14 protein-coding genes are annotated in these 15,587 nt (G+C 65.9%); 6 read left to right on the top strand and 8 right to left on the bottom strand.

Annotated elements, in window-relative coordinates; all coding sequences use genetic code 11:
- Nucleotides 1–31: 31 nt before the first annotated feature.
- The gene (tldD, locus tag IFT65_RS13505; protein ID WP_192081867.1) at nucleotides 32–1,477 is read left to right on the top strand and encodes a metalloprotease TldD; all 1,446 of its coding nucleotides are present in this window, start codon (nucleotides 32–34) and stop codon (nucleotides 1,475–1,477) included.
- Nucleotides 1,478–1,542: 65 nt separating this feature from the next.
- Here tldD and yjgA read toward each other — a convergent pair whose 3' ends face one another.
- Nucleotides 1,543–2,145, bottom strand: a complete 603-nt coding sequence (gene yjgA, locus IFT65_RS13500; protein WP_192081866.1) for a ribosome biogenesis factor YjgA — start codon at nucleotides 2,143–2,145, stop codon at nucleotides 1,543–1,545.
- A gap of 68 nt (nucleotides 2,146–2,213) precedes the next feature.
- Between yjgA and pmbA the strand changes: the two genes are divergently transcribed.
- Both pmbA and IFT65_RS13490 read left to right on the top strand, forming a co-directional pair.
- The gene (gene pmbA, locus IFT65_RS13495) at nucleotides 2,214–3,587 is read left to right on the top strand and encodes a metalloprotease PmbA (protein ID WP_192081865.1); all 1,374 of its coding nucleotides are present in this window, start codon (nucleotides 2,214–2,216) and stop codon (nucleotides 3,585–3,587) included.
- 85 nt (nucleotides 3,588–3,672) lie between these two features.
- Entirely contained in the window at nucleotides 3,673–4,056 is a 384-nt protein-coding gene (locus IFT65_RS13490) for a DUF4870 domain-containing protein (protein ID WP_188326664.1), read from the top strand.
- A gap of 321 nt (nucleotides 4,057–4,377) precedes the next feature.
- Here the strand turns inward: IFT65_RS13490 and IFT65_RS13485 are convergent, their stop codons facing one another.
- The 5 genes from IFT65_RS13485 to IFT65_RS18885 all read right to left on the bottom strand — a co-directional run bounded on the left by IFT65_RS13485 (nucleotide 4,378) and on the right by IFT65_RS18885 (nucleotide 8,596).
- Nucleotides 4,378–5,178 (bottom strand): MipA/OmpV family protein, encoded by an 801-nt coding sequence (locus IFT65_RS13485; protein ID WP_192081864.1) that lies wholly within the window; start codon nucleotides 5,176–5,178, stop codon nucleotides 4,378–4,380.
- A 123-nt stretch (nucleotides 5,179–5,301) separates the two neighbouring features.
- Complete coding sequence (locus IFT65_RS13480; protein ID WP_192081863.1) at nucleotides 5,302–6,621, bottom strand: HAMP domain-containing sensor histidine kinase; 1,320 nt, start codon at nucleotides 6,619–6,621, stop codon at nucleotides 5,302–5,304.
- Nucleotides 6,618–7,313: a response regulator transcription factor gene (locus IFT65_RS13475; RefSeq protein ID WP_192081862.1), complete on the bottom strand. Its 696-nt coding sequence runs from the start codon at nucleotides 7,311–7,313 to the stop codon at nucleotides 6,618–6,620. Before IFT65_RS13475 ends, IFT65_RS13480 begins: the two co-directional genes overlap by 4 nt.
- A 6-nt stretch (nucleotides 7,314–7,319) precedes the next feature.
- On the bottom strand, nucleotides 7,320–8,315 hold the full coding sequence (locus tag IFT65_RS13470) for an aspartyl/asparaginyl beta-hydroxylase domain-containing protein (RefSeq protein WP_192081861.1): 996 nt from the start codon (nucleotides 8,313–8,315) through the stop codon (nucleotides 7,320–7,322).
- Nucleotides 8,312–8,596: an efflux RND transporter permease subunit gene (locus IFT65_RS18885; protein WP_192081860.1), complete on the bottom strand. Its 285-nt coding sequence runs from the start codon at nucleotides 8,594–8,596 to the stop codon at nucleotides 8,312–8,314. The genes IFT65_RS13470 and IFT65_RS18885 overlap by 4 nt, the downstream gene beginning before the upstream one ends.
- A gap of 172 nt (nucleotides 8,597–8,768) precedes the next feature.
- Between IFT65_RS18885 and IFT65_RS13460 the strand changes: the two genes are divergently transcribed.
- From IFT65_RS13460 to IFT65_RS13450, 3 genes are read left to right on the top strand one after another with little or no spacing between them, the layout of a single operon-like run.
- Nucleotides 8,769–9,401 (top strand): TetR/AcrR family transcriptional regulator C-terminal domain-containing protein, encoded by a 633-nt coding sequence (locus IFT65_RS13460; RefSeq protein WP_188326667.1) that lies wholly within the window; start codon nucleotides 8,769–8,771, stop codon nucleotides 9,399–9,401.
- 39 nt (nucleotides 9,402–9,440) lie between these two features.
- The gene (locus tag IFT65_RS13455; protein ID WP_192081859.1) at nucleotides 9,441–10,538 is read left to right on the top strand and encodes an efflux RND transporter periplasmic adaptor subunit; all 1,098 of its coding nucleotides are present in this window, start codon (nucleotides 9,441–9,443) and stop codon (nucleotides 10,536–10,538) included.
- On the top strand, nucleotides 10,535–13,600 hold the full coding sequence (locus IFT65_RS13450; protein WP_192081858.1) for an efflux RND transporter permease subunit: 3,066 nt from the start codon (nucleotides 10,535–10,537) through the stop codon (nucleotides 13,598–13,600). The genes IFT65_RS13455 and IFT65_RS13450 overlap by 4 nt, the downstream gene beginning before the upstream one ends.
- 80 nt (nucleotides 13,601–13,680) lie before the next feature.
- Here the strand turns inward: IFT65_RS13450 and IFT65_RS13445 are convergent, their stop codons facing one another.
- Nucleotides 13,681–14,460 carry a response regulator gene (locus IFT65_RS13445; RefSeq protein WP_192081857.1) on the bottom strand — a complete coding sequence of 260 codons (780 nt, stop codon included), beginning with the start codon at nucleotides 14,458–14,460 and terminating at the stop codon, nucleotides 13,681–13,683.
- Nucleotides 14,457–15,581, bottom strand: a complete 1,125-nt coding sequence (locus tag IFT65_RS13440; RefSeq protein ID WP_192081856.1) for a histidine kinase — start codon at nucleotides 15,579–15,581, stop codon at nucleotides 14,457–14,459. The genes IFT65_RS13445 and IFT65_RS13440 overlap by 4 nt, the downstream gene beginning before the upstream one ends.
- Nucleotides 15,582–15,587 lie beyond the last annotated feature (6 nt).

Genomic DNA, 15,587 nt, shown 5'->3' with positions numbered 1-15,587 from the left:
AATGCCGCCATCCGCCCCCAGATTGAACCCCATGACCGATAACGCCCTGACCCTCGCTACCGACCGCCTGCTGCAGCCCGCCGGGCTGGATGCCGGCCTCCTGGAAACCACCTTCGGCCACCTGCTGGGCCCGGGCATCGACTTTGGTGACCTGTATTTCCAGCACGCCCGCCGCGAAAGCTGGAGCGTGGAAGACGGCATCGTCAAGGACGGTGCGCATTCCATCGAGCAGGGCGTCGGCGTGCGCGCGATTTCCGGTGAGAAGACCGGCTTCGCCTACTCCGACGACATCCACCGTGACGCGCTGTCCAGCGCAGCGCAGTCCGCGCGCGCGATTTCGCGCGAGGGCGGGGCGCAGACCGGCAAGTCGCTGCTGCGCGGCGATGCGCGCGCGCTGTACCCCGCGCTGGATCCGGTGGACAGCCTGGGCAACGAAGCCAAGGTGGAGGTGCTGAAGCGGTTGGACAGCTACCTGCGCGCCGCCGACCCACGGGTGAAGCAGGTCACCGTGAGCCTGTCCGGCGGCGTGGACACCGTGCTGATCGCCCGCAGCGACGGCGTGCTGGGGGCGGATATCCGCCCGCTGGTCCGCTTGAACGTGCAGGTGATCGTGGAGCAGGGCGGTCGCCGCGAATCCGGTTATTCCGGCGGTGGCGGTCGCTACGACTACACCGAGCTGTTCGCCAATGGCCGCCCGGAAGCCTTTGCCCGCGAAGCGCTGCGGCAGGCCCTGGTGAACCTGGAGGCCGTACCGGCCCCGGCAGGCGTGATGCCGGTGGTGCTGGGTCCGGGCTGGCCCGGTGTGCTGCTGCACGAAGCCGTGGGTCACGGGCTGGAAGGTGACTTCAACCGCAAGGGCACCAGCGTGTACGCCGGTCGCCTGGGTGAGCGCGTTGCATCGCCCGGGGTGACCATCGTCGACGATGGCACGCTGGAAGGTCGCCGTGGCTCGCTCAACATCGACGATGAGGGCCAGCGGACGCAGTGCACCACACTGATCGAAGACGGCATCCTCGTCGGCTACATGCAGGACTCGCTCAACGCGCGGCTGATGGGCATGGCGCCGACCGGCAACGGCCGCCGCGAGTCCTTCGCGCACCTGACGATGCCGCGCATGACCAATACCTACATGCGCGCCGGTCAGCACGACCCGCAGGAAATGATCCGTTCGGTGAAGAAGGGCCTGTACGCCGTCAATTTCGGCGGTGGCCAGGTCGATATCACCAGCGGCAAGTATGTGTTCACCGCGACCGAGGCTTACCTGATCGAAGACGGCCGCATCACCGCGCCGGTGAAGGGCGCCACGATCATCGGCAACGGTCCGGAGACCATGCAGAAGGTGCGGATGATCGGCAACGATCTGGCACTGGATGCAGGCGTCGGCATCTGCGGCAAGGACGGCCAGAGTGTGCCGGTAGGCGTGGGCCAGCCCTCGCTGCTGATCGACGGACTCACTGTGGGTGGCACCCAGGCGTGATGCCTGCGGTGCTGAGCCTGGGTAGCGCCGAGCCAGGCTCGGCGGCTTTCCCGCCCCGGCGGACCTCAGTCCTGGGCGTCTTCGGTCGCGTCGCTGCTTTCGTCAGCGTCCACGTCTTCGTCGCTGTCGGTCACGATCAACCCCAGCGCCGCCGGCAGCATGAGCGTACGCAGCACCTGGAAGATCTCGCGGTACGCACGCGGCGGCTTGTTCTTCGCCTTTTCGGCCTGGGCATTGCGCACCAGCGTGCGCAGCTCCTGCCGGTCCGCCTGTGGGTATTCGCCCAGCAGCTTGGACAGCGCCGCGTCACCGTCGTTCATCAGCTTCTCGCGCCAATCTTCGGCACGATGCATCATCGCCACTTCGCGGCGACCGGTATCACTGTTGGCGTCCAGCGCCTCGCGGATCGCATCCAGCGCCGATTCTTCCTCGCGCCGCATGTGCTTGGCCAGGAACGCCAGCTGCCGCTTGTGCGCGATGTGCGCGGTGATGCGCTTGCATTCGGCGATGTGCGGCAGCAGATCCTCCGGCACCGGCAGGCGCGCCAGCTGCGCCGGTGTCAGCGAAACCAGCTTTTCGCCCAGCGCAAGCACGTCCAGCGCATCGTTGCGCTTCTGCTTGCGGCTTTTATCGTGGAATTCACCGGTTTCTTCGTCGCGTCCGCGCATCGTCTTTCCTACTTTCGTAAATACGTCGCCCGGCGCCGTGCCGGGCCCAACCTGTACAGGATAAAGCATTGAACGTCATCGCCCCTGAAGCGGCCGTTGCCACTGGCCCCGAGGCCCGGCTTGAACAGCTGGCCGACATTTCCCAGCAGTTGCTGGACCATGCGCGCCGACTGGGCGCCAGCCAGGCCGAGGTGTCCTGCAGCGAGGACCGCGGGCTGGATGTGAATGTCCGCCTGGGCGAAGTGGAGACAGTGGAATCCACAGCCGACCGCGGCATCGCGGTCACGGTGTACTTCGGCAAGCGCAAGGGCAGCGCCAGCACCGCCGATCTGCAGCCGTCCAGCCTGGTGGCCACGGTAGAGCAGGCCTGCGCCATTGCCCGCCACACCGAAGATGACGTCGCGTCCGGTCTGGCTGATGCCGAGCTGATGGCCCGTGAATTCCCGGATCTGGATGGCTGGCACCCGTGGGCGCTGCAGGCCGAGCACGCCATCGACCTGGCGCTGGCCTGCGAAGCGGCTGGCCGCGAGAGCGATGCCCGCATCAGCAATACCGACGGCGCCTCGGTGTCCACCGGCCAGAGCCTGTCGGTGTATGCCAACTCGCACGGTTTCTTTGGCCGCGAGCGCGGCACCCATCATTCCATGAGCGTGGCCCTGATCGCCGGCCACGGCGATGGCATGCAGCGGGACGGCTGGTACACCAGTGCGCTGGCCCGTGAGGACCTGGAGGACGGCGCGGCCGTTGGGCGCAAGGCGGCCGAGCGCACCATCGCCCGATTGCAGCCGCGCTCGTTGGCGACGGCCAGCATGCCGGTACTGTTCGCCCCGGAAGTGGCGCGCAGTCTGATCGGCCACCTGCTGTCGGCGGTGTCCGGTGGGGCGCTGTACCGCGAAGCCAGCTTCCTGCTGGACAGCGTGGGCACGACGCTGTTCCCGTCCTGGATGCAGATCGACGAGCTGCCGCACCTGCGCCGTGGTCGCCGATCGGCCGCGTTCGACGGCGACGGTGTGGCCACCCGCACCTCGGCCATCGTGCGTGATGGCGTGCTGCAGCGTTACATCCTGGGCAGCTATTCGGCACGCAAGCTGGGCCTGCAGACCACCGCCAATGCCGGCGGCGTGCACAACCTGCAGATCGCGCCCAGCGAAGCGGGCCTGGATATGCGGTCGATCGCCCGGCAGATGGGCAATGGCCTGCTGGTGACTGAGCTGATGGGGCAGGGCGTGAATGCCGTGACCGGCGACTACTCGCGCGGCGCCGGTGGCTTCCGCGTGGAGAACGGCGAGATCCTATACCCGGTGGACGGCATCACCATCGCCGGTAACCTGCGGGAAATGTTCCAGTCCATCGAGGCGATCGGCAGTGACATCGACCCCCGCTCGCACGTTTCGATGGGCTCGCTGCTGGTCGGAAAAATGACGGTGGCCGGTAACGATTGATGTCGTGAATGGCGTACTCTTGCCGGGCTGTGACGGCCTGCGGGGAGCGGGCCGCGCTGACCCATTACCTTAAAAGGAGTTTTCCATGAGCGAATTCGACAACGTCACCGCCCCGCCGCCGCCGCCGACCAGCCTCGACCCGGCCCCGGCCGATCAGCGCACCATGGCACTGGCTGCCCACCTGCTGGGTATCTTCACCTGGTTCATCGGCGCGCTGGTCATCTGGCTGATCAACAAGGATGACGCCAGCAAGGCCTTCGTCACCGACCAGGCCAAGGAAGCGCTGAACTTCCAGATCACCATCGCCATCGCCATGGCGATCTGCGTAGTGCTGATGATCGTCTTCATCGGTGCGCTGTTGATGCCGGTGGTCGGCGTGCTGAACGTGGTGTTCTGCATCATCGCTGCAGTGAAGGCCAACAACGGCGAAGCGTACCGCTACCCGTTCACCCTGCGCCTGATCAAGTAATCCTGTTCCGGTGGAGCAGACGACGCCCGGCACTGCCGGGCGTTTTTTTGCCCGCAGCCCCAGCTACACGTACCCCCGGCTACACGCAGCCCCGGTCACCCAGCCCCGGTCATGTACCCTCGGTCACGTACGCCCGGTCACGTACGCCCGGTAACGTATGCCCGGTAGAGCCGACTTCAGTCGGCTGCCGTTGCTGCCGTTGCGTTACCCCCGATGGGCGGCGCTGGTTAGGCGGTGATCTGCAATGAGCAAAGCCCCGCGCATGCGCCGGGACAGCGCCGGCTTGCCGCCAGCGCCGGAGAGAACGCGCGCGGTCCCGCCTCAGAATCCGCGCGAGAACCCCACGAACACGGACGCGGTGCCCTTGGTATCGCGCTCCAGCAAGGGACTGTTCTTTATGCTGCTGGGGAGACGGCTGTACTCCGCGCTGGCCCGCAGCGACCATGTGCGCCCGACGGGACGGAAGTAGCTCAGGCCGATCTGCGGCAGGGTGGCAGCACCCGGCCGGTAGTCGACCACGCCGCGGGCCACTTCGCTGTCCAGCGTGCCGTAATAGTAATTGGCGGTGTCCTTGGACATCCAGGTGATGCCTACGTTCGGCGACAGCGTGCCCTTGCCTACCGGGATGGGATAGCTGTACTGCAGCGTTGCCTGTTGGCCGCCGCTTTTGTCGGTGACGTCGGCCAAGAGCTCCAGTTCCAGCTCGCCCGCTGTACCGGCCCAGCTGACGCCTAGTCCCCCATCAAGTGCGATCTTGCGGTCTTCCAGCAGACGGAGGTCTATTCCATTGCGTCCCAACTCCGCGCGGCCCAGGTCCTTGACCTCGAAACCGTCAAAGCGTGCCTTCAGCAGCGCAGCGACTTCCCAACTGTCGTTCTGCACGAAGCGCCAGCCCGCGGCGATTCCCCGAAAGTAGAAACGCTCGCCCTCGTAGGTGACCAGGGGAACCGGTTGCACGCGTGTGCCCTCACCCGCGTACGGGCTGTCAGAGACGATCGCCGCCAGGCCCACGCTCCAGCGCGGTGGCTCTTGTTCGGCGGCTTCGACCGGGTCAGGGGTGTTCTGCGCAGCGGCGCTGAAGGAGAGGCCGGAAAGCAGAAGGGGCAGGTAGTATTTCGACATGGGGGAGCCTCATCAGGAGTGGGGTGTTCGCCTGCAGGGCCGGTGGATGCCTCCGGTTGCAGTGGTCCGATGCAGGATGGGCGGCGGATGTCGCGGAAATGTCGGGCACCGGCGGCGTTTGGCTCAGCGTTCTTCGATCACGCTGGCCCGCACGTCCAAAGCGGCACGGGTGCCGCCCATCGCGGTGCTGTCGATGGACAGTTTCCAGCCGAAGCGGTCGCAGATGCGTCCGATCAGGAACAGGCCGATGCCCTGTCCACGCGCCGGCGCGCCATGGCGCAGGCTCTCGCGGTAGCGTCGCGCGGCTTCAACCGGATCAAAGCCGCTGCCACTGTCGGTCACGCAGATGATGCCGTCGCGCAGGGACAGCTCCACATACCCGGTATCGGTGTTTTCGATGGCATTGCGGGTCAGGTTGCTCACCGCGATACGCACCATGGCTTCAGGTGCGGCCACGATGGTGGGGTCCAACTGCCCGATACGCAGGGCGGTCGTGGCCTGGCCAAGCAGATGCTGGTGGTCTTCCACGACGCGAGGCAACAGCTCGTGCAGGACTGATACCTCTTCCGGTCCGCTGCCCGCTTCTGACTCACGTGCCAGGAAAAGCAGGGCAACCATGGTTTCAGACAGATCCGAGACGGCCAGTTCCATGCGCTCCAGTACCGCCTGAGCGGGCGTGGGAAGGGATTGCTGCTTCAATACGTCCACGGCGCCGGCAATGACCGCGATGGGAGTGCGGAACTCATGACTGGCCTGATCGAGCAGGCTGCGTTCGCGCTCGACGAAGCGCTCCACCCGTTCCAGGTGCGCATTGCTGGCGTGCGCGATGACCTGGATCTCGGCGTGGCGGTAATTGGTGGGTATCCGGGCGCCACGGGACTGGGGGTCGATCAGCCGCATGTGCGCGGCCAACTCCCGTATCGGTCGAACCAGATTGGCGTGCAGCCAAGCAATCACGCCTGCGATGAGCAGCGCCAGCAGTACGCCGAACAGGGCGGTGATGACCGAATCCCGATTCTGTTGGTCCTCCAGATCGTTGATGTTGATCATCGTGATGACCCGCCCCGGTGGGGCATCCGCCACCAGGGCGTGGTAGCTGTCGCGTGTCGACAAGTGGCCGTGGTCGCCTTCGGATGAGTAGTAGCCAGGGGGAACAGTGCGCAGGTGGGGCGGCACCTGTGATGTGTCCGTGCCCGGTCCCACGTACCACGAACGGATGATGCCGCTGGCCGGCAGCGACGTGCCACGGTCGGCTTGCAGACGCGCTACATGATCGGCCGATACTGCCTGCAGAATGCTCTGCCACGTGCTGTGTTCGACCAGGTCCTGGCTGCGGAAGGCCTGGATGGTCATTGCCATGAGGATCAAGCTGCCGAAGGCAACAAGCGCGATGCTGGTCAGCCAGTGGATGCTTCGCGAGGGCGGTACGGGTGTGCCCGTCATGTCGGCTCACACAGGCGGTAGCCGGCGCCGGACACCGTCTGCAGCAGGGGTTGCTCACCGTCGACCTCGATGGCCCGACGAAGCAGGTACATATGCGAGCGCAGCAGGTCAGTTCCGGGGACGCTGTCACCCCACGCCGCGCGCTCCAGCCGTGCACGGCTCACCACCTTCGGGGTCTCGCGCATCAGCAGTTCCAGCAGGCGCCGACCAGTTCGCGTCAAGGGCACGCGGCGACCCCCGCGATAGGCCACCAGATTGCCCAGATGAAAGCGCAGGTCACCGATGCGCAGCTGTTCGTCTGGCGCGCCGGCATCGCGCAGGCGCCGTACCAGCGACCGCAGTCGTGCCTCGATCTCGGGCAACGCGACCGGCTTCACCAGATAGTCATCGACGCCGGATTCGAAGCCATCCATCTTGTCTGCAAGCTGATCACGTGCCGTCAGCATGATGACGGGCACTTTCTTCTGCGATTCGCCCCGCAGGCGCCGCAGCACAGTCAGGCCGTCAAGACGGGGCAGGTTCCAGTCGAGCACGATGGCGTCGTAATCATTGGCCGTTGCCAGGTGCAGGCCGGACAGTCCATCCGGTGCAGCATCCAGCCGATGGCCGCAGCCCTCCAGGTAGTCGTAGAGGTTCGCTGCAAGCTGGGCATTGTCTTCAACGATGAGGATGCACAACGATTCTCTGTTCATGGGCCCTCAGTTCAACCCGCCCAGAACCGACTGGCCTGCACGTTCGGCGGACTGTAGCACGAGGTACAGAAGACCAAAGGCGGCAGACAGGATGGCGGCATTGAGCAGGTATTTGAGCAGCAGGTAGAGGCGGCGGCGTTGCGCCTTGAGCTTCAGCGCGGTGATCCGCCACGGCGCGACAAGGGCATACAGTGCATTGAGCGCCCCCCTGTTGTCTTCGTGGGTGTTGGGCACGCGCAGCGCACGAGGGAGCACGGAGTACAGCGCGTTGAACGCCCGCCCCAACCGGTTCATCGGTCGCTCCACGTCGCACATCAGGATCAGTCGCAGCGACCCGGTGTCATTTCGTGCGAAATGTGGATAGGTCTCATCGAAAACGAAATCCTGTCCGTCGTGCCACGAGAGAGGGACGCCGTCCACGTTGATGAAGCAGTCGTCCGAACCGGGCACCTGCAGGCCGAGGTGATAGCGCAGCGAGCACGCCATGGGGTCGGCGTGCAGGGTGAGTTCCGCACCGGGTGGAAGAATGGAGAACATCGCGCCGCGAATGGCAGGAACCTGGCCCAGCAGCTGGACCGTGCGCGGGCATGCACGTTGCGCAGAGACATGCGCGGGGCCATACCAGCTCAGGTAGAACTTCCGCCAACCGCGCTTGTAGAACGTACGGAACCCTGCATCGTGGTAGCCGGGAGATCCCGGGATCGCGGTGGCCTCGATCTCGCCCGCATGGTGCAGCGCCAGCGCCTCATCGCGTATTTCCTGCCAGTGCGAGCGGATGAGCGCGATATCGCGCAGGTAATCAGCGCTGATCACGGCCGTGCGTGCAGACGGACGCGTGGTCATGTACAGCACGCAGTTCAGCGGAGCGAATACCGGCCAGCTTTTGCGCAGGTACTGCGAGAAGCGTCGGTAACGTACCCGCCCGCGCAAGCGGTAGACATACAGCACCGAAGCGCTGATGTAGACCAGGGCGAGCAGGAGCATCCACAGGCTCGCGCTCATCGCGTCTGCTCCCCCGCACGGCGGAAGGGCGTCATCGCTGAAGGATCCACTCGCGGACTGCGCCAGCGCCGTAGTGCGTCCATCACATCATCCACCATGCTGTAGGCAACGGGCACGGCAAGCAGGCAGAGCAGGGTCGAGGTCATCAGGCCCCCGATCACCACGATCGCCATCGGTGCACGGAAACTCGCATCGGCACCGAGTCCCGGCACGACGACGAGCAGGACGATCGTCAGTACGCAGACCGACGCGCCGATCAGAGCGATCTGACCCTGTTTCATGTTGGAAATTCCTTCAGCCGTGCGTGCAACGCTGCCGTGGAGCGGAATCATCGGATCGGCATGTCGCGGAAATGTCGCGCGCCCAAGGAAATCGAGGGGGAAAGATCGTCCCTTGCGAGCGCAACCTAACACTGTTAGATTCGCCCCTAACAACGTTAGGTAAGGCTGTCCCATGCGCCAGGCAATCGCCCGGGAACACATCGTCGAGGCCGCCTTCCTGATCCTCGACGAGGCGGGGCTGGAAGGCCTTACCCTGCGCAAAGTGGCCTGCTCGCTGGGCATCCGCGCGCCGTCGCTGTACTGGCACTTCAAGAGCAAGCAGGCGCTGATCGACGCCATGGCCGACGCGATGATCGCCGACGTGGCGCGGGTGATCCCTGACGGCCAGCCCTGGCGGCAGACCCTGCTGCAGATCGCCCGCGAGTTCCGTCTGGCCTTCAAGGCGCGCCGCGATGGTGCGCGCGTCTATGTGGGGACCTTCCTCGCCACTGAGAACATGCTGCGGGTGGCCGAGGCGAGCATTGCCGCGCTGGTCGGCGCGGGCGCGCCAGTGCCTTTCGCTGCAACCACCGGGATGGATCTCGTTTACTACACGATGGGCTTCGTCATCGAAGAACAATCGTGGCCGGGCGACGGCAGCATGGAAGCGCTGGGCGCGACCTTCATGGCATTGGCCGAAGCCCGTTTCCCACGCTGCTGGCAGGCCCGCGACATCTGGCGTGAAGTCGATTTCGACGCCCGCTTTGAACAAGGGCTGGGCCTGATGCTGGATGGCATCGAACTGCGCCTTGCCCGCGCCTCCTGACTGCATCCCTCTCCGCTGCTCTGACCCGGAAATCCCCTCATGCGTGCACCCTTCGTGCGTGTTACCCCTCTGCTCCTGATCGCGATCCTGCTCAGCGCATGCGCTGGCAAGGAGGACACGGCTGCCGAGGCCGCGGCGGAAACCTCGGCGCTGCCGGTTTCGCTGGCTACGGCGGAGCAGCAGGTGATGGCGCGCACCGTGCTGGTGTCCGGCCCGGTCACCGCGTATGAGGAAATGCAGTTGGGCGTGGAGATCAGCGGCCAGCGCGTTACCGCGTTGCCGGTGGATGTCGGCCAGTGGGTAAAGAAGGGGCAGGTGCTGCTGCAACTGGACCATCGCACGCTGGACAGCGAACTGGCGCAGGCCGACGCATCGCTCAAGCAGGCACAGGCCGCGCAGGACCTGGCCCGCCTGAACTTCGATCGCAGCGAGAAGCTGGCTGCCCAGCAACTCATCAGTGCCAGCAGCCTGGATGAACTGCGGGCCAGCCGCATCAATGCCGAAGCGCAGACCGCGACGGCGCGCGCCGCACGCGATGCGGCACGCCTGCGCCGCGAGTTCGCCGACCTGCGTGCCCCGGCCGATGGACTGATCTCCAAGCGGCTGGTGCAGCCGGGCCAGGTGGTGTCGGCCGGCACCGAACTGCTGCGCCTGATCCGTGATGGTCGGTTGGAGTGGCGTGCCGAGCTGCCGGAAAACCAGCTCGCCGATGTGGCGGTCGGCAATGCGATCGAGCTGCCTTACGCAGGGCAGGTGGTCACCGGCCGCATCCGTGCGGTCACTCCGGGGGTGGATGCTCAGACGCGCACCGGCACGTTGTACGCCGACCTGCCCACGCCCGGTCCCCTCAAGCCCGGCGTCTTCGTCGAAGGCCGCATCGTCACCGGCGACGGCGAGGTGCTGACCATTCCGACCGCCGCGATCGTGCAGCGTGATGGCCACAGCTATGTCTTCAGCGTGAGTGACAAGCAGCAGGCAGCGCGCCTGCGGGTACGTACAGGACAGGCCGTGGAAGGCCGCACCGCGATCCTCGACGGCCTGAAGGCGGGTGACAAGGTGGTGGTGGAGGGCGCTGGTTTCCTCGGCGAGGGGGATCGCGTGCGCGTGGTCAGCGCGGCGAAGGCGGCCGCACGATGAACTTCTCTGCATGGGCGATCAAGCGCCCGCTGCCTGCGCTGCTGATCTTCTTCGTGTTGTGTGTGGCGGGTCTGTGGGGCTTCTACCAGTTGCCGGTGGCGCGCTTCCCGGACATCGCCTTCCCGATGACCACCGTGACGGTGACCCAGCCCGGTGCGTCGCCGAGCCAGCTGGAAGCCGAAGTCACCCGCAAAGTGGAAGACTCGGTCGCCACGGTGAACAACGTGAAGCGGGTGATGTCGTCGGTCAGCGAAGGCGTCAGCACCACCACCATCGAGTTCCAGCTTGAGGCCGACCTGGCCACCGCGCTGGACGATACTCGTGATGCCGTCACCCGCATCCGCACGGATCTGCCGCAGGACATCCAGGAACCGGTGATCTCCAAGGTCGACATCGGCGGTTCGCTGATGACCTATGCGCTGGTCGCTCCGCACATGACGCCGGATGAGGCGAGCTGGTTCGTCGACCGCGACATCGCCCGCGCCATGTACGGCGTACCCGGCGTGGCACAGGTGACCCGCGTGGGCGGCGTACAGCGGCAGGTGCGCGTGGACCTGGATCCCAATGCGCTGATCGCGATGGGCATCACCGCCGGCGATGTATCGCAGCAGTTGGCCCGGATCCAGGTAGAGCGTGCGGGCGGGAAGGCGGAAATCGCCGGGGCGCAGCAGACCATCCGCACGCTGGGCACGGTAGGCGATGCGCAGGCGCTGCGCGATTACTCCATTGCCTTGCCGGATGGCCGTGCGGTACGTCTGTCGACATTGGCCACGATCACCGATGCGGCGGCGGATCCGACCGAGGCGGCGCTGCTGGATGGCGGTGAGGTCGTGGCGTTTTCGATGTCGCGCACGCGCGGCTCCAGCGAGGTCAAGGTAGAGGCCGGCGTCCATGCAGCATTGGACCAGATCAAGGCAGCGCATCCAGGGATCGATTTCCGACTGGTCACCACGGCCATCGACGAGACCCACCGCTCCTACGATTCGTCGATGACCATGCTGTGGGAAGGCGCGCTGCTGGCCCTGCTGGTGGTCTGGTTGTTCCTGCGCGACTGGCGTGCGACGTGGGTGGCGGCACTCGCGTTGCCGCTGTCCATCATTCCCACCTTCGCGGTCATGCACTTCTTCGGCTTCACGTTGAACATGATCACGCTGCTGGCGCTGTCAGTGGTGGTCGGCATCCTGGTGGACGATGCGATCGTGGAAATCGAGAACATCGTGCGCCACCTGCGCATGGGCAAGCCGCCGCTGGAGGCGGCGCGCGAGGCCGCGGGTGAAATCGGCAACGCGGTCATTGCGACCTCGCTGACCTTGGCCGCGGTGTTCGTGCCCGTGGCGTTCATGCCCGGCATCGCCGGCAAGTTCTTCCGCGAGTTCGGCTGGACGGCCGCCACGGCGGTGCTGTTTTCCTTGCTGGTGGCGCGCCTGCTGACGCCGATGATGGCCGCCTACCTGCTCAAGCCGCACGGCGAAGAGAAGCCCGACTCCCGTTTGATGGTCTGGTACCTCGGCTGGGTGGACGCCGCGTTGCGTCATCGCGGCCGCACGTTGTGGCTGGCCACCGGGCTGTTCGTGGCATCGCTTGCGCTGGTGCCTTTCATCCCGGCGACCTTCATCCCGCAATCCGATCTGGGCCGCAGCAACCTCAACCTGGAACTGCCGCCGGGCACGCGGCTGCAGGACACCGTCGCGGTGGCCGAGCGCGCCCGCGCGCTGCTGACCGGGATGCCGGAACTCAAGCAGGTGTACACCGCGGTAGGCAGCGTGCTCGACCTCGGCGACCCGGGTGCGACGGGCGTGGGTGAGCCGCGCAAGGCCACCCTCGTGCTGGACTGGGGCACCGCCGATACGCGCGACCGTGGCCAGCAGGAACTCGAACGTGACGCACGCCAGCGGCTGGCCAACCTGCCGGGCGTGCGCGTGAGCTATGTCAGCTCCGAGCCCGGCAACCTGCTGCAGTTGGTGCTGTCCGGCGACGACCCGCAGCGGCTGCAGGATGCGTCCACCGCACTGGAGCGTGACCTGCGGAGCCTGCAGGGCCTGGGCAGCGTGTCGTCCACCGCGTCGCTGCTGCGCCCGGAGCTGCAGATCGTGCCCAACGCGGCCCGCGCAGCCGATCTGGGCGTGGCGACCGCTGATATCGCCGAGGCCGCGCGCATCGCGACCGCCGGTGATTACGAACAGCGGCTGGCCAAGCTCAACCTGCCGGACCGGCAGGTCCCGATCCGGGTGGGCTTCGCTGAGGCCACGCTGGCCAATCCGGCGTTGATCGGACAGCTGCGGGTGCCTGGCCGCAACGGTCCGGTGCCACTGGCGGCGGTGGCCGAGATCCAGCAGGGCAGTGGGCCGTCGCAGATCTCGCGCTACCAGCGCCAGCGTAACGTGACCCTTACCGCCGAACTCAACGGTCGTCCGCTGGGCGAGGTGATGACCGAAGTGCAGGCGCTGCCCAGCGTCAAGCAGCTGCCGCCCGGCGTGAGCTTCCTCAACACCGGCGATGCGGAAGTCTTCGTCGAGCTGTTCATCGGCTTCATGCTGGCGATGGCGGCCGGCCTGGTCTGCATCTACATGGTGCTGTTGCTGCTGTTCAACCATGCGCTGATGCCGATCACCATCCTGGCGGCGGTGCCGCTGTGCGCGGGCGGTGCCTTCGGTGCGCTGTTGATCACCCAGAACATGCTGTCCCTGCCAGCGCTGATCGGGCTGTTGATGCTGATCGGCATCGCCACCAAGAACTCCATCCTGCTGGTGGATTACGCGGTGATCGCCGAGGACGAGCACGGCATGAGCCAGCACGACGCCTTGGTGGATGCCTGCCGCAAGCGTGCGCAGCCGATCATCATGACCACCTTGGCGATGGGCGCGGGCATGATGCCCATCGCGCTGGGGTTTGCCGGTGACTCCAGTTTCCGCGCACCGATGGCGATCGCCGTGATCGGTGGACTGATCACCTCCACGCTGCTCAGCCTGATCGTCATCCCGGCCGCGTTCACCGTGGTCGACGACCTGGGTGAATGGTTGTCGCGGAAGTTCCGCCACCAATCCTCGCATCCGGCTGCGTAACGCGGTAGAGCCGACAGGTAGAGCCGACAGGTAGAGCCGACTTCAGTCGGCTTCCCCTCCAGTCGGCTCCCCTCCGTGTCTCACCGCTCCCCACGCATCGACACCAGCCTCATGAACGCCTCGTTCTGATAACGGCTCATGCGCAGCTGCTGCCCGGTATCCAGCGTCACCACGTGGTGGCCGTTGAACCACGGGTGGATGGACTTCACCCGCCGTACGTTGACGATGGCAGAGCGGTGCACGCGCGCGAAGTGCCGCGGATCCAGCCGGGCGGCGAGGGCGGTCATGGTCTCGCGCAGTTCATGGATACGGTCGGCCACGTGGATCTGCACGACGTTGCGGTCCGCCTTGATCCAGACGATGTCATCCACCGGCACCAGCACCACGTGCTCGTCCACGCGTAGCGGAATCCGCTCCAGGTAGTCCTCACGCGGACGCAGGGCATCGAGTGCCTGCAGGATGCGGGCCGACGCCTCGGGTACCATGCCCGTACGTGCGGAAAGGCGGTCCTTCGCGCGCTGCAGCGTGGCGGCAAAGCGTTCGCGGCTGAAAGGCTTGACCAGATAGTCCACCGCGTTCGCTTCGAACGCCTTCACCGCGTACTGCTCATAGGCGGTAACGAACACCGTAGCGGGCATGCGCTCCGCGCCGATGGTGGCGACCACGTCCAGCCCGGTGATGGCAGGCATCTGGATGTCGAGGAAGACCAGGTCCGGCGAGTGCTCTCGGATCGCTTTCACTGCGGACACGCCGTCGCCGCACTCACCGACGATCTCGATCTGCGGATCATCGCGCAATAACCGGACGATCGCATGCCGCGCGATGGGTTCATCGTCCACCACCAGCGTGGCGATGCTCATGCGGGGGCGAGCCCGGCGCTGAACTCGGGTCCCTCATCCGGCCCTTCGAGCTCGCGGAAGGGCACGCGGATGCGGCAGACCACGCCCTCTGGCCAGATCATGTCCAAGCGCACATCGGCGGCACCGCCGTAGAGCTCCTTCAGGCGCAGGCGCGTGTTGGACAGGCCGATACCGTGGCCGGCGGACGGTTCCGGTTCGGTGGACAGGGTGCTGTTGCGGTTACGCACTTCGATGCACAGCGTGTCCCCCTCGCGACGGCTCTCGATCTCGATGGTGTCGCTGCCCACACGGTTGCCGATGCCATGCCGCACGGCGTTCTCCACGATGGGCTGCAACAACAGGCTGGGCACGGCGCAGTCCAGCGTTTCAGGTGCGATGTAGATGCGGCTCTGCAAACGGTCCTTGAACCGCGTGCGCTGGATGCCGAGATACAGCTCGATCAGCTCCAGCTCCTGGCGCAGGGTGATTTCCTGGCCGTCGTAGTCCTCCAGGAAGGCGCGCAGCAGCTCGCTCAGCCGCAGCAGCATGTCTTCGGCCGATGCCTTGTCTTCGTCAAGCAGGGTAATGATGGCGTGCAGCGTGTTGAACAGGAAATGCGGTTGCAGCTGGGATTTCAGGGCGACCAGTCGTGAATGCGCGAGATCGGTGGCCAGTTGACTGGCCTCCAGCGTGCGCTGCGCCTGCTCGGCATGGAAGTGCATCGCCTGCTGTATCGCAAACAGGGCCCAGTAGGTCAGCATCCCCACCGCGAAATGCTGGGCAAGGAAGTAGCCCAGCTGATCGGCGAAGCCGCTGGGCTCGAACAGCGTGGAGATCAATGCGCCGGTGATCATCGCCATGAAGGTGACGGCGAGGCTGGCGACGAGTTGTGGGCCCAGTCCGAGCAGGTGCCGCCCTGGCTGCAGGGGATAACGCACGGCCAGCCGGAACACCAACGGCGCCAGCGCAGCCCAGCTGTACCACTGGATCATCGACCAGCGCAGGTGATCGAACAGGGCAGCGGCCTCGCCATTGAGCGAGCGGGTGAGTGCGTTCTGCAGGGCGAACACGATGGCCACCGCCGTCCAGATGGCGAGGTAGGGCACCCATCCGATGCGGGTCGTGCCGAGGCGGATCTTCATTGCGGT

It is taken from the genome of Stenotrophomonas sp. CFBP 13725 (genome assembly GCF_014841935.1).
Classification (GTDB): Bacteria; Pseudomonadota; Gammaproteobacteria; order Xanthomonadales; family Xanthomonadaceae; genus Stenotrophomonas.
The sequence above is the reverse complement of the archived record's forward strand: the minus strand, read 5'-3'. Positions and strand labels throughout refer to the sequence as shown.